At 60.9% G+C, this 12,827-nt stretch carries 13 protein-coding genes; 9 read left to right on the top strand and 4 right to left on the bottom strand.

Annotated elements, in window-relative coordinates; genetic code table 11:
* Positions 1 to 69: 69 nt before the first annotated feature.
* From prpC to INT12_RS03015, 3 genes are read right to left on the bottom strand one after another with little or no spacing between them, the layout of a single operon-like run.
* Positions 70 to 1,197 carry a 2-methylcitrate synthase gene (gene prpC / locus INT12_RS03025; RefSeq protein WP_017848473.1) on the bottom strand — a complete coding sequence of 376 codons (1,128 nt, stop codon included), beginning with the start codon at positions 1,195 to 1,197 and terminating at the stop codon, positions 70 to 72.
* A 2-nt stretch (positions 1,198 to 1,199) separates the two neighbouring features.
* Complete coding sequence (prpB, locus tag INT12_RS03020) at positions 1,200 to 2,132, bottom strand: methylisocitrate lyase (protein WP_193058756.1); 933 nt, start codon at positions 2,130 to 2,132, stop codon at positions 1,200 to 1,202.
* Positions 2,129 to 2,851 carry a GntR family transcriptional regulator gene (locus INT12_RS03015; protein ID WP_046382415.1) on the bottom strand — a complete coding sequence of 241 codons (723 nt, stop codon included), beginning with the start codon at positions 2,849 to 2,851 and terminating at the stop codon, positions 2,129 to 2,131. Before INT12_RS03015 ends, prpB begins: the two co-directional genes overlap by 4 nt.
* Before the next feature lie 272 nt (positions 2,852 to 3,123).
* Between INT12_RS03015 and INT12_RS03010 the strand changes: the two genes are divergently transcribed.
* The 6 genes from INT12_RS03010 (at position 3,124) to INT12_RS02985 (ending at position 8,525) form a co-directional block, all read left to right on the top strand.
* The gene (locus INT12_RS03010) at positions 3,124 to 3,672 is read left to right on the top strand and encodes an ATP-dependent zinc protease (protein WP_026140213.1); all 549 of its coding nucleotides are present in this window, start codon (positions 3,124 to 3,126) and stop codon (positions 3,670 to 3,672) included.
* Between the two features lie 5 nt (positions 3,673 to 3,677).
* On the top strand, positions 3,678 to 5,210 hold the full coding sequence (locus INT12_RS03005) for an inactive transglutaminase family protein (RefSeq protein ID WP_046382414.1): 1,533 nt from the start codon (positions 3,678 to 3,680) through the stop codon (positions 5,208 to 5,210).
* The gene (locus INT12_RS03000) at positions 5,210 to 6,196 is read left to right on the top strand and encodes an alpha-L-glutamate ligase-like protein (RefSeq protein WP_017848478.1); all 987 of its coding nucleotides are present in this window, start codon (positions 5,210 to 5,212) and stop codon (positions 6,194 to 6,196) included. Before INT12_RS03005 ends, INT12_RS03000 begins: the two co-directional genes overlap by 1 nt.
* A 99-nt stretch (positions 6,197 to 6,295) precedes the next feature.
* Positions 6,296 to 7,639 (top strand): aminodeoxychorismate synthase component I, encoded by a 1,344-nt coding sequence (gene pabB, locus INT12_RS02995; protein ID WP_193039886.1) that lies wholly within the window; start codon positions 6,296 to 6,298, stop codon positions 7,637 to 7,639.
* Positions 7,640 to 7,866: 227 nt separating this feature from the next.
* The gene (locus INT12_RS02990) at positions 7,867 to 8,169 is read left to right on the top strand and encodes a type II toxin-antitoxin system HigB family toxin (RefSeq protein ID WP_046489372.1); all 303 of its coding nucleotides are present in this window, start codon (positions 7,867 to 7,869) and stop codon (positions 8,167 to 8,169) included.
* The gene (locus INT12_RS02985) at positions 8,169 to 8,525 is read left to right on the top strand and encodes a helix-turn-helix domain-containing protein (protein ID WP_017848481.1); all 357 of its coding nucleotides are present in this window, start codon (positions 8,169 to 8,171) and stop codon (positions 8,523 to 8,525) included. The genes INT12_RS02990 and INT12_RS02985 overlap by 1 nt, the downstream gene beginning before the upstream one ends.
* Before the next feature lie 114 nt (positions 8,526 to 8,639).
* Here the strand turns inward: INT12_RS02985 and thrH are convergent, their stop codons facing one another.
* Positions 8,640 to 9,257, bottom strand: coding sequence for a bifunctional phosphoserine phosphatase/homoserine phosphotransferase ThrH (gene thrH, locus INT12_RS02980; RefSeq protein WP_017848482.1), 618 nt, complete (start codon positions 9,255 to 9,257; stop codon positions 8,640 to 8,642).
* Between the two features lie 152 nt (positions 9,258 to 9,409).
* Here thrH and INT12_RS02975 point away from each other — a divergent pair, with 152 nt between their 5' ends.
* From INT12_RS02975 to INT12_RS02965, 3 genes are all read left to right on the top strand, one after another.
* On the top strand, positions 9,410 to 10,144 hold the full coding sequence (locus INT12_RS02975; RefSeq protein WP_017848483.1) for a phosphoadenylyl-sulfate reductase: 735 nt from the start codon (positions 9,410 to 9,412) through the stop codon (positions 10,142 to 10,144).
* 409 nt (positions 10,145 to 10,553) lie between these two features.
* Positions 10,554 to 12,083: an NCS1 family nucleobase:cation symporter-1 gene (locus INT12_RS02970; protein ID WP_193039885.1), complete on the top strand. Its 1,530-nt coding sequence runs from the start codon at positions 10,554 to 10,556 to the stop codon at positions 12,081 to 12,083.
* Between the two features lie 12 nt (positions 12,084 to 12,095).
* Positions 12,096 to 12,818, top strand: a complete 723-nt coding sequence (locus tag INT12_RS02965; protein WP_017848485.1) for an aspartate/glutamate racemase family protein — start codon at positions 12,096 to 12,098, stop codon at positions 12,816 to 12,818.
* Positions 12,819 to 12,827: the final 9 nt, after the last annotated feature.

Below are 12,827 nucleotides of genomic sequence, written 5' to 3'. Positions count from 1 at the left end.
TTCAAATGTGGGAGGGGGCTTGCCCCCTCCCACCTTTTGACCTCATTTCAATCCTGGAATCGTCGGCCTTCAGCGACGTTCGATTGGCACGAACTTGCGCTGTTCGACGCCGATGTACTCAGCGCTTGGACGGATGATGCGGTTGTTGGCGCGCTGTTCGAACACATGCGCGGCCCAGCCGGTGAGGCGCGAGCACACGAAGATCGGGGTGAACAGCTTGGTCGGGATGCCCATGAAGTGGTACGCCGAGGCATGGTAGAAGTCGGCGTTGGGGAACAACTTCTTCTGCTCCCACATGACCTTGTCGATGGCTTCGGAGACCGGGAACAACACTTTGTCGTCCACTTCTTCGGCGAGCAGTTTCGACCAGCCCTTGATGACCTCATTGCGCGGGTCGCTGTCTTTGTAGATCGCGTGACCGAAGCCCATGATCTTGTCCTTGCGCGCCAGCATGGCGAGGGTGCCGTCGACGGCGTCCTCGGCCGACAAGAAGCGCTCGATCATTTCCATCGCCGCTTCGTTGGCGCCGCCGTGCAACGGGCCGCGCAGCGAGCCGATGGCGGCGGTGATGCACGAATACAAGTCAGACAGGGTCGACGCGCAGACACGCGCGGTAAAGGTCGACGCGTTGAATTCGTGCTCGGCGTACAGGATCAGCGACACGTTCATCACTTTGACGTGCAACTCGCTCGGCGTCTTGCCGTGCAGCAGGTGCAGGAAGTGACCGCCGATGGAAGGTTCGTCGGTCACGCAGTCGATGCGTTTGCCGTCATGGCTGAAGCGGTACCAGTAGCACATGATCGCCGGGAAGGCAGCGAGCAGACGGTCGGTGACATCGCGCTGTACGCTGAAGTCCTGCTCCGGCTCGAGATTGCCGAGGAACGAGCAACCGGTACGCATCACGTCCATCGGGTGGGCGTCGGCCGGGATGCGCTCGAGCACTTCCTTGAGCGCCTGGGGCAGGTCACGCAGCTTGCTCAGCTTGGCGCTGTAGGCAGCCAGTTCGGTCTTGGTCGGCAATTCGCCGTACAGCAGCAGGTAGGCGACTTCTTCGAACTGCGCATCAGCGGCCAGTTCGCGCACGTCGTAGCCGCGATAGGTCAGGCCGGCACCGGCCTGGCCCACGGTGGACAGTGCGGTCTGCCCGGCCACCTGGCCACGCAGGCCAGCGCCGCTCAGTACTTTTGCTTCAGCCATGGTTACTCTCCAATTTTGTAGTTATCCGGGAGGCGCGTTCGGTACTTCTTGGCGGCGAACAGCGCGTCGAGCTTCTGCTCGAAGGTGTGGTAGTCGATGCGATCGTAAAGCTCCATGCGGGTTTGCATGGTGTCGATCACGTTCTGTTGGGTGCCGTCGCGACGGATCGCGGTGTAGACGTTTTCGGCGGCCTTGTTCATGGCGCGGAAGGCCGAGAGCGGGTACAGCACGATGGAAACATCGGCAGATTTCAGTTGATCGACGGTGTACAACGGGGTTGCACCGAACTCGGTAATGTTAGCCAGGATCGGCGCCTTTACCTTTGACGCGAACAGCTTGTACATGTCCAGCTCGGTGATGGCTTCCGGGAACACCATGTCGGCGCCGGCCTCGATGCAGGCGGCGGCGCGGTCCAGGGCGGATTCCAGGCCTTCGACGGCCAGCGCATCGGTACGCGCCATGATCACGAAGCTGTCATCGGTGCGCGCATCCACGGCGGCCTTGATGCGGTCGACCATTTCCTGCTGGGACACGATTTCTTTGTTCGGGCGATGACCGCAGCGCTTGGCGCCGACCTGGTCTTCGATATGGATGGCAGCGGCGCCGAACTTGATCATCGACTTGACGGTGCGTGCCACGTTGAACGCCGAGGAGCCGAAACCGGTGTCCACGTCCACCAGCAGCGGCAGGTCGCACACGTCGGTGATGCGGCGCACGTCGGTCAGCACGTCATCGAGGCCGGTGATGCCCAGGTCCGGCACGCCGAGGGAGCCCGCGGCCACCCCGCCACCCGACAGGTAGATCGCCTTGAAACCGGCGCGCTTGGCCAGCAGTGCGTGGTTGGCATTGATCGTGCCGACCACCTGCAATGGGTGTTCGCTGGCGACCGCGTCACGGAAACGCTGGCCTGGAGTGCGGTTGTTATTGGAACTCATGACTCACCTCGCTGAGTGGCTGTCTGGGGAGCACCGCCTGGGAAGTGGCGGGCGATATTGCGTTTGGAGGCGCCGATGTGACGACGCATCAACAACTCGGCCAGTTCACCGTCGCGATCGGCGATCGCGTCAAGAATACGGTGATGCTCGGCAAAGGCCTGGCGTGGACGATTGGGGGTTGCGGAGAACTGGATGCGGTACATACGCACCAACTGGTACAGCTCGCCGCAGAGCATTTGGGTCAAGGTGCGGTTGCCCGCGCCCTGGATGATCCGGTAATGAAAGTCGAAGTCGCCTTCCTGCTGGTAATAGCCGACACCCGCCTGGAACGCCGCATCCCGTTCGTGGGTGTGCAGCACTTGGCGCAGTTCTTCGATCTCCGCATCGGTCATGCGCTCGGCGGCCAGGCGGCACGCCATGCCTTCGAGGGATTCGCGGATTTCATAGAGTTCGATCAATTCCGCGTGGCTCAACGACACCACGCGAGCGCCCACATGGGGCACGCGCACCAGCAGGCGCTGGCCTTCGAGACGGTGGATCGCCTCACGCAACGGGCCGCGGCTGATGCCGTAGGTGCGCGCCAGTTCCGGCTCGGAGATCTTGCTGCCGGGGGCGATCTCGCCTTTGACGATAGCGGCCTGTATACGCCTAAAGACATTCTCCGACATTGTCTGGGATTCTTCCGGGGAGACCACCGGAGCTTCCGATTGATCCAGCATATTGTCGACACCTTTAAAAGCAATGCCGCAAAAACTAGCCAATAAGCCCTACTTAGTCAAAGAATAAATCAACATTGTCGACAATCGTCTAATAACCGCCGTTGTAAGCAACAAGGACATGGCCGCCTGCCAGCGCTGGCGCCAAAAAAGCATCATGTTAGAATAGACGCCGCTTTTGCCTGACATCTCTTGATGAAACGGCGCACGAGGGAGCTTGCGCAGCAATGCCAGTCGCCTTGAATTGAACATCGCACTGCACCGCCTCAGGATTTATGAGACTCAAGCCCTTCCCCCGATTGTTTTGCCTACTGTTCATACCAGGACTTATGCCGGGGCTATGCGCTGCCGCCGAGAAGACCGTGTATGGCCTCAACGAATACGCCAAGCTGGCGGATATCGACCTGGAAGTGGCAGCCAAACTCGACACCGGCGCCAAGACCGCTTCGTTGAGCGCCCGCGATATCAAACGCTTCAAGCGCAACGGCGAATCCTGGGTACGCTTCTACCTGGCCATCGACACTGCCCATTCCCACCCCATCGAACGCCCACTGGCCCGCGTCAGCAAGATCAAGCGCCGCGCCGGTGACTACGACCCCGATGAGGACAAGAACTACACCGCCCGTCCGGTGATTGCCCTGGATATCTGCATGGGCAGCGCTTTACGCAGCATCGAAGTGAACTTGACTGACCGCAGCGCTTTCCAATACCCGCTGCTGATCGGCTCCGAAGCGCTGAAACGCTTTGATGCGCTGGTCGACCCCAGTCTTAAATATGCAGCGGGCAAACCTGCCTGCGCCGCCGACGCTCATACCGCCGAGTAAACCGAATGCGCTCTCTGACCCTGCACCTGAAAATCCTCATCACCCTCCTGGTGGTGCTGGGTATTTCGGTCACCGCCTACCAGATCTTCGTGCTGGGCATTCCCGTCACCGAGGACGCCACCGACGACTTGTGGAACATCGACGCCAAGGTCGAGTTCGTCGCCAACCCGAAAGACCCGGTGAAGATCCAGATGTTCGTGCCGCCCCTGAGCCGCGACTTCGTCAGCCTCAATGAGAGTTTCATCTCGAATAACTACGGGGTCAGCGTCAACCGCATCGATGGCAACCGCAAGGTCACCTGGTCGGCGCGCCGGGCCAAGGGCAAGCAGACCCTGTATTACCGCCTGGTGCTGACCAAGCGTTACAGCGGTGAAAAGGTCAAGATCAAGGGCCCGACCTTCCGCGACAGCATCGCCGTGGAAGGCCCGGAAAAAATCGCCGCCGAAGCCCTGCTCGCGCCGATCCGCCAGCACTCGGCCGATGTGGAAACCTTTATTACCGAAGCAATCAAGCGCACCAACAACCTCAACGACGACAACGTCAAGCTGCTGCTGGCGGGCGACCCGTCGACGCCGCACAAGGCCAAGATCGTCGAACTGCTGCTGTCCATCGCCCACGTGCCGGTGGAAAAGGTCCACACCATCCGCCTCGTCGCCGACCAGCCGCAAACCCCGGAACTGTGGCTGCGCAGCTTCAATGGCAATGACTGGCTGTACTTCAACCCGGAAACCGGCGAACCAGGCCTGCCCGCCGACCGCCTGTTGTGGTGGACCGGCGATGAAAACCTGATCACCGTCGATGGCGGCAAGAAAGCCATGGTCACCTTCAGCCTGAACAACAGCGAAATGAACGCGATCCGCCTGGCCAAGCTGACCGACGAAAACACCGACGCCAACTTCCTCGAATACTCGCTGTACGGCCTGCCGCTGCAAACCCAGCAGACCTTCATGATCATGGTGATGATCCCGATCGGCGTGCTGGTGATCCTGATCCTGCGCAACCTGATCGGCCTGCAGACCCTGGGCACGTTTACCCCGGTGCTGATCGCCCTGGCGTTCCGCGAGACTCAGCTGGGCTTCGGGATTGTGCTGTTTACGATCATCACCGCGCTGGGCTTGTCGCTGCGCTCGTACCTGGAACACCTGAAGTTGCAGATGCTGCCGAGGCTGTCGGTGGTGCTGACCTTCGTGGTGGTGCTGATCGCGGCCATCAGCCTGTTCAGCCATAAACTGGGGCTGGAGCGCGGGCTGTCGGTGGCGCTGTTCCCGATGGTGATTCTGACCATGACCATCGAACGCCTGTCGATCACCTGGGAAGAACGCGGCGCCAGCCATGCGCTGAAAGTGGCGATCGGCACGCTGTTCGCGGCGTCCCTGGCGCACCTGATCATGAGCGTGCCGGAGCTGGTCTACTTTGTGTTCACCTTCCCGGCGATCCTGCTGATCCTGGTGGGCTTCATGCTGGCCATGGGGCGTTATCGCGGCTACCGCCTGACCGAGCTGGTGCGCTTCAAGGCCTTCCTCAAGGCTGACTCGTAATGTTCGGCTTCTGGAAGACCTGGAAGGCCCTGGAAGCGCGGGGCATCATGGGCATCAACCGGCGTAATGCGGACTACGTGCTCAAGTACAACAAGCGCAGCCTGTACCCGATCGTGGATGACAAGATCATCACCAAGGAACGCGCGCTGGCGGCTGGCATCCATGTGCCGGAAATGTACGGGGTGATTTCCACCGAGAAGGAAATCGACAAGCTCGACGAGATCATCCAAGGGCGCAGCGACTTCGTGATCAAACCGGCCCAGGGCGCCGGCGGTGACGGCATCCTCGTCATCGCCGACCGCTTTGAGGAGCGTTATCGCACGGTCTCCGGCAAGATCATCAGCCATGAGGAAATCGAGCATCAGATTTCCAGCATCCTCACCGGCCTGTACTCCCTGGGCGGCCACCGCGACCGCGCGCTGATCGAGTACCGCGTGGTGCCCGACCAGATTTTCAAGAGCATCAGCTACGAAGGCGTGCCGGATATCCGCATCATCGTGCTGATGGGCTACCCGGTGATGGCCATGCTGCGCTTGCCGACCCGCCAGTCCGGCGGCAAGGCCAACCTGCACCAGGGCGCGATCGGCGTGGGCGTCGACCTGGCCACCGGCCTGACCCTGCGCGGCACCTGGCTGAACAACATCATCACCAAACACCCTGACACCACCAACGCGGTGGATGGCGTGCAACTGCCCAACTGGGACGGTTTCATGAAGCTCGCCGCCGGCTGCTATGAGCTGTGCGGGCTGGGCTACATCGGCGTGGACATGGTGCTGGACCAGGAAAAAGGCCCACTGATCCTCGAACTGAATGCGCGGCCGGGGCTGAATATCCAGATCGCCAACGACTGCGGCCTGACCCTGCGCACCCACGCGGTCGAGGCACGACTGGAAACCCTGAAAGCTGCTGGCGTGACGGAAACGCCGGAAGAACGGGTGAAATTCGTGCAGGCCATGTTCGGGCACATCCCCGCCGTCGAAGGCTGAGCCGGCCTTCGATCTGTCTATCCCCGACATCCCCCCTAGGACCAAATCCTACGGGGGTCTACAATCCCCTCCCCCACGCCATCAGCTGATCCACCCCGCATGTCGACCTGTTCCGTATACCCACTGCCCTACCGGGCCAACCCCGCCGAGTATTTTGCGGCGATTCGCCATGCCCCTGGCGCGGTGCTATTGGACAGCGGCCGCCCGACCGCCGAGCGGGGCCGTTATGACCTGCTCAGCGCCTGGCCCGAAGCGACGTTGGCGGTGCAGTCTGACGAGAGCGGCAGCGAGTTCCTGCAACGCCTGCGGGAAAACCTTACACAGTTGGGTGAGGCGGCATTGCCGGCCGGCTACGAGTTACCGTTCGTCGGCGGCCTGATCGGTTACCTGAGCTACGATTTCGGCCGGCACCTGGAACAGTTGCCGCACCGCGCGGTGGACGATCTGCACCTGCCGGACGCACGTTTTGGGCTGTACGCCTGGGCCCTGGTCAGCGATCACCAGGCGCAGACCAGCCAGTTGGTGTTTCACCCGACACTGGCCGATGGCGAGCGGCAGCGACTGATCAAGCTGTTCAGCCAGCCAGCCGCCGAGATAGCCGCCAACTTCAAGCTCCACGGCCCCATGGCCCCCGACATCAGCGCCCAGACCTACGCGCAGGCCATCGCCCGCATCCACGACTATATCCGCGCGGGCGACTGCTACCAGGTCAACTTCACCCAGCGCTTTCGCGCAGCGTGCAGCGGCGATCCGTGGGCGGCCTACTGCGCCTTGCGCGAAGCCTGCCCGACGCCATTTTCCGGGTTCCAGAGCCTGCCGGATGACGGCGCGGTACTGAGCCTGTCGCCGGAACGTTTCGTCAGGATCAGCCAGCGCCAGGTCGAAACCCGCCCGATCAAAGGCACCCGCCCGCGCGGCCTGACGCCTGAAGAAGACGCCGCCAACGCCGCCGAACTGCTGGCCAGCCCCAAGGATCGTGCCGAGAACCTGATGATCGTCGATCTGTTGCGCAACGACCTCGGGCGCACCTGCCGCACCGGCTCGGTGAAAGTGCCGGAGTTGTTCAGCCTGGAAAGCTACCCCAACGTGCATCACTTGGTCAGCAGCGTCACCGGCGAATTGGCCGACGACAAGGACGCCCTGGATCTGATCGCCGGCAGCTTCCCTGGCGGCTCCATCACCGGCGCACCGAAGATCCGCGCAATGCAGATCATCGACGAACTGGAGCCAACCCGCCGCGGGCTGTACTGCGGCTCGCTGGTGTACCTGGACGTGCGTGGCGAGATGGACAGCTCCATCGCCATCCGCAGCCTGCTGGTCAAGGACGGCCAGGTGTGCTGCTGGGGCGGCGGCGGGATCGTCGCCGATTCGCAATGGCAGGCGGAATATCAGGAGTCGCTGACCAAGGTGCGGGTATTGTTACAAACCCTGGAAAGCCTGTAACGCAGCGCCCTTCCTGGCGTTGGGAGGCAACGCCCGGCCGCGGAAAAAACCTGAATCAGAACCGCTGTGGACGGCCTGTGAATCGGAGGATAGCGTCCGGTTTCGACCGTCCACCCGCCATCTGTGAAGGATCACATGAAGCGATTGCTTACTCGTCAGAAAATATTTCCAAGATTGCATCTGCACTTGCCAGAGCCTAACATCTCCCAAATTGGGAGGTTAGGATCATGCGGATAATCGCGTTCTCGACCTTACGTCTCTTCTGGGAGAGCCACCCAGCTTACATCGACGCCAAAACACCGCTGGTCGAGTTGTATCGCCATATGGAGAAGGCTGCATACCCAACGCCGCAAGCGCTCAAGGCGGAGCTCGGAACCGCGAGCATCCTCAAAGGCAGCAGGGTTGTATTCAACGTGGGCGGCAACCGGTATCGAGTGATCATGGCGATCAATTATCAGCGTCAGCTTGGGTTCATACGTTTCGTGGGAACCCACGCACAGTACGATCAGATCAACGCGGAGACCGTGTGATGAACATCAAACCCATACATTCCCAAGAAGACCTCACCGCCGCGCTCGCACGCGTCGAACAGATATGGGAAGCGCCAATCGGCTCGCCTGAGGGCGATGAGCTGGAAATTCTTGCGGTCCTCATTGAAAAGTACGAGGCCGAACATTATCCGATGCCGCCGTCGGACCCGGTGGAAGCCATCCGCTTTCGCATGGAGCAACTCGGCATGACGGCGCGCGACCTGGAGGCCTTCATAGGCACCAGCGGCCGGGTGTCCGAAGTGCTCAACCGCAAGCGCAAGCTGAGCCTGTCGATGATCAAGCGCCTGCATGAAGGCTTGAGCATCCCGTATGAGCGGTTGCTGGCAGGGGCTTAAATCTCTGGCGGCTGTAGGCCCGCGCCCACATTCGACCGCGTTTCCAGAGGATAAACGCGGTCGAATGTGGGAGCGGGCTTGCTCGCGATAGGGCCGTCAGCTGCGCGGAACGACTTACAGGCTCAACGGCCGGTTCGAAGCCTTGATGAACTCGTTCTTCAGCTCTTCAAACGTATGCACCGCCGGGAACTGCGGGAACTCGCGGATCACATTTTCCGGCGCATGGAACAGAATCCCGCGGTCGGCCTCGCCCAGCATGCTGGTGTCGTTGTACGAATCGCCGGCAGCGATCACGCGGTAGTACAGGCTCTTGAACGACAGCACCGACTGGCGCTTGGGGTCTTTCTGGCGCAGTTGGTAACTGACCACGCGGTCGGTTTCGTCAGTGATCAGGCGGTGGCACAACAGGGTCGGGAACCCCAGCTGGCGCATCAGCGGCTGGGAGAATTCGTAGAAGGTGTCCGACAGGATCACCACCTGGAAGCGCTCGCGCAGCCAGTTGACGAACTCGATGGCACCGTCCAGCGGCTTGAGGGTAGCGATCACTTCCTGGATATCGGCGAGCTTGAGCCCGTGTTCGTCGAGGATACGCAGGCGTTGCTTCATCAGCACGTCGTAGTCGGGAATGTCCCGGGTGGTCGCCCGCAGGGATTCAATACCGGTTTTTTCGGCGAAGGCGATCCAGATTTCCGGAACCAATACCCCTTCCAGGTCGAGACAGGCAATTTCCACGAGACACTCCTATTTGTATTGTTCAAGTCGAGCGAGCAAAAAGACTGCCGAACTCTAGCGATTCAAGGCGGCGGCCGCAACGCAGGGCGGATTTTGATACCATCACTCTCCTATAGAGCGCTCAGCGCCACTGACCTGTAGGAACCGTCCTGATGAACCAAGCCTTCGATGTCGTTGAACTCGCCACGACCTATGCCAACAAATCTGCCCAGGACATTCTCAAGCTGGCGTTCAGCCAGTTCGGCGATGACCTGTGGATTTCCTTCAGCGGTGCCGAGGATGTGGTGCTGGTGGACATGGCCTGGAAGCTGAACAAGAACGTCAAGGTGTTCAGCCTCGACACCGGCCGCCTGCACCCGGAGACCTACCGTTTCATCGAACAGGTGCGCGAGTTCTACAAGATCGACATCGAGCTGATCTCGCCGGACCAGAGCAAACTGGAACCCTTCGTCAAAGAGAAAGGCTTGTTCAGCTTCTACAAAGACGGCCATGGCGAATGCTGCGGCGTGCGCAAGATCGAGCCGCTGCGCCGCAAGCTCTCCGGCGTGCGCGCCTGGGCTACCGGCCAGCGCCGCGATCAGAGCCCCGGCACCCGCAGCCAAGTGGCTGCGCTGGAAATCGACACGGCCTTCTCCACCCCGGAGCGCACCCTGTACAAGTTCAACCCACTGGCGCAGATGACCAGCGAAGAGATCTGGAGTTACATCCGCATGCTGGAGCTGCCGTACAACAGCCTGCACGAGCGCGGTTTTATCAGCATCGGCTGCGAGCCCTGCACCCGCCCGGTGTTGCCAAACCAACACGAACGCGAAGGCCGCTGGTGGTGGGAAGAAGCCACGCAGAAGGAATGCGGGCTGCATGCCGGGAATCTCATCAGCAAGGCCTAAGCGCTGACGCAGTCAACCATGTGGGAGGGGGGAGCAAGCCCCCTCCCACATTTGTTTTGTGCCGAGCGTAAAAATGTACACACAAATGTAACCATCGGTGCCATTTATGTGTGCAATCCATCGACCTGCGCACCAAAACGTAACATCTCCTCTCTGCCGCTGTTTATCCTCTAAACAGAGGTTCTGCCCCGTCAAAAATAAATACCTGTTCAAACGGTCAATTTATATCGCTTTGAATTCAGTCAGTTATTTATAGAATCTATAAAAACGAAATTAACCAAGGTTTTCATAGATCGAAAACTGGCACGTATGTGGCTTAAGGTGAAGTACGCTTTGTATACAATAAATACAAAACATACATACACTTTCCCGCTGCGGCTTTGCTGCAGCAGTGCTGGAGCCTGCCGGAATGCGTACACGCCTCTCGAACACCCTCGCACTGGATCTGCCCTCCTCCGCCCTCAACCCCGAGGCCGAGAGCCCCGGCCCGCTGGTACTCAGCCCGCGCCTGCACAACCGGGACCTGGCGCCGACCAAGGTCGAAGGCCGACGCTGGGGGCGCTACAGCATCTTTGCGTTATGGACCAACGACGTACACAACATCGCCAATTACTCGTTCGCCATTGGCTTATATGCGCTGGGCCTGGGTGGCTGGCAGATTCTGTTATCCCTGGGGATCGGCGCGGCGCTGGTGTACTTCTTCATGAACTTGTCGGGTTATATGGGGCAGAAGACCGGGGTGCCGTTTCCGGTGATCAGCCGCATCAGCTTCGGCATTCACGGCGCACAGATTCCGGCCTTGATCCGTGCGGTCATTGCGATTGCCTGGTTTGGTATCCAGACCTACCTGGCCTCGGTGGTGTTCCGAGTATTGCTGACGGCGATTCATCCGGGGTTTGCCGACTATGACCACAACTCGATCCTGGGCCTGTCGAGCCTGGGCTGGGCGTGCTTTGTGACGATCTGGTTCGTGCAACTGGTGATCCTGGCCTATGGCATGGAGACCGTGCGTCGCTACGAAGGCTTCGCCGGGCCGGTGATTTTGCTGACCGTCGCTTCGCTGGCCGGTTGGATGTACTTCCAGGCCGACGGCCACATCGCCTGGTCGATCCGCGAGCCGCTCAACGGTGGCGAGATGTGGCGCAATATCTTTGCCGGCGGCGCGCTGTGGCTGGCGATCTACGGTACGTTGATCCTCAACTTCTGCGACTTCGCGCGCTCTTCGCCGTGCCGCAAGACCATCCAGGTCGGCAACTTCTGGGGCCTGCCAGTGAACATCCTGGTGTTCGCCGCCATCACCGTGCTGCTCTGCGGCGGGCAGTTCCAGCTCAATGGCCGGGTGATCGAAAGCCCGACCGAGATCATCGCGGCGATCCCCAATACGTTCTTCCTGGTACTCGGCTGCCTGGCGTTCCTGATCGTCACCGTGGCGGTGAACATCATGGCCAACTTCGTCGCCCCGGCCTTTGTGCTGAGCAACCTGGCGCCCAAGTACCTGAACTTCCGCCGCGCCGGGTTGATCAGCGCTGCCGTGGCGGTGCTGATCCTGCCGTGGAACCTCTACAACAGCCCGCTGGTGATCGTGTATTTCCTTTCCGGCCTGGGCGCGCTGCTCGGGCCGTTGTACGGGGTGATCATGGTCGATTACTGGCTGATCCGTAAAAGCCAGGTCGACGTGCCGCAACTGTACAGCGAAGACCCGAATGGCGTTTATTACTACAGCCGTGGCGTGAATATGCGCGCGGTGGCGGCATTTATTCCTGCGGCGGTGATCGCCATCCTGCTGGCGCTGTTGCCGGGGTTTGCCAGTGTCTCGCCGTTTTCCTGGTTGTTTGGCGCCGGTATTGCAGGGCTGTTGTACCGGCTGATCGCCAAGCGCCAAGCGTTCTACGCTGATGTCAGCGGTGAAAGCATTGCAGTCGATAACGTCAGTCATTAAAAAGGACATTCCATGCGTATCCTCGTGGTCAACGTCAACACCACCGAATCCATCACCCAGACCATCGCCGAGCAAGCGCGGTCCGTGGCCTCGCCGGGCACCGAGATTGTCGGGCTCACGCCGTACTTCGGCGCCGAATCGGTGGAAGGCAATTTTGAGAGCTACCTGGCGGCCATCGCGGTGATGGACCGCGTGATGGCCTACGACCAGCCGTTCGATGCGGTGATCCAGGCCGGGTATGGCGAACATGGGCGCGAAGGCCTACAGGAATTGTTGAATGTGCCGGTAGTGGACATCACCGAAGCGGCAGCCACCACCGCGATGTTCCTCGGCCACGCCTACTCGGTGGTGACCACCCTGGACCGCACCGTACCGCTGATCGAGGACCGCCTGAAACTCGCCGGCCTGTATCAACGCTGCGCCTCGGTGCGGGCCAGCGGCATGGCGGTGCTGGAGCTGGAAGAACACCCGCTGGCGGCCATGGAGGCCATCGTGCGGCAGGCGGAACTGGCGATCCGCGAGGACAAGGCCGAGGTGATCTGCCTGGGATGCGGCGGCATGGCCGGGCTGGACGAACGCATTCGCCAGCGCACCGGGGTGCCGGTGGTGGACGGGGTAACGGCGGCGGTGACGATTGCCGAAGGGTTGGTGCGATTGGGGTTGTCGACGTCGAAGGTCAGGACCTACGCCACCCCGCGGCCGAAGACTGTCATCGGCTGGCCGCGCAGCCGATAGAACAGGTCG

This window comes from Pseudomonas sp. K8 (assembly GCF_014889455.1).
Lineage (GTDB): Bacteria > Pseudomonadota > Gammaproteobacteria > Pseudomonadales > Pseudomonadaceae > Aquipseudomonas > Aquipseudomonas veronii.
The sequence above is the reverse complement of the archived record's forward strand: the minus strand, read 5'-3'. Positions and strand labels throughout refer to the sequence as shown.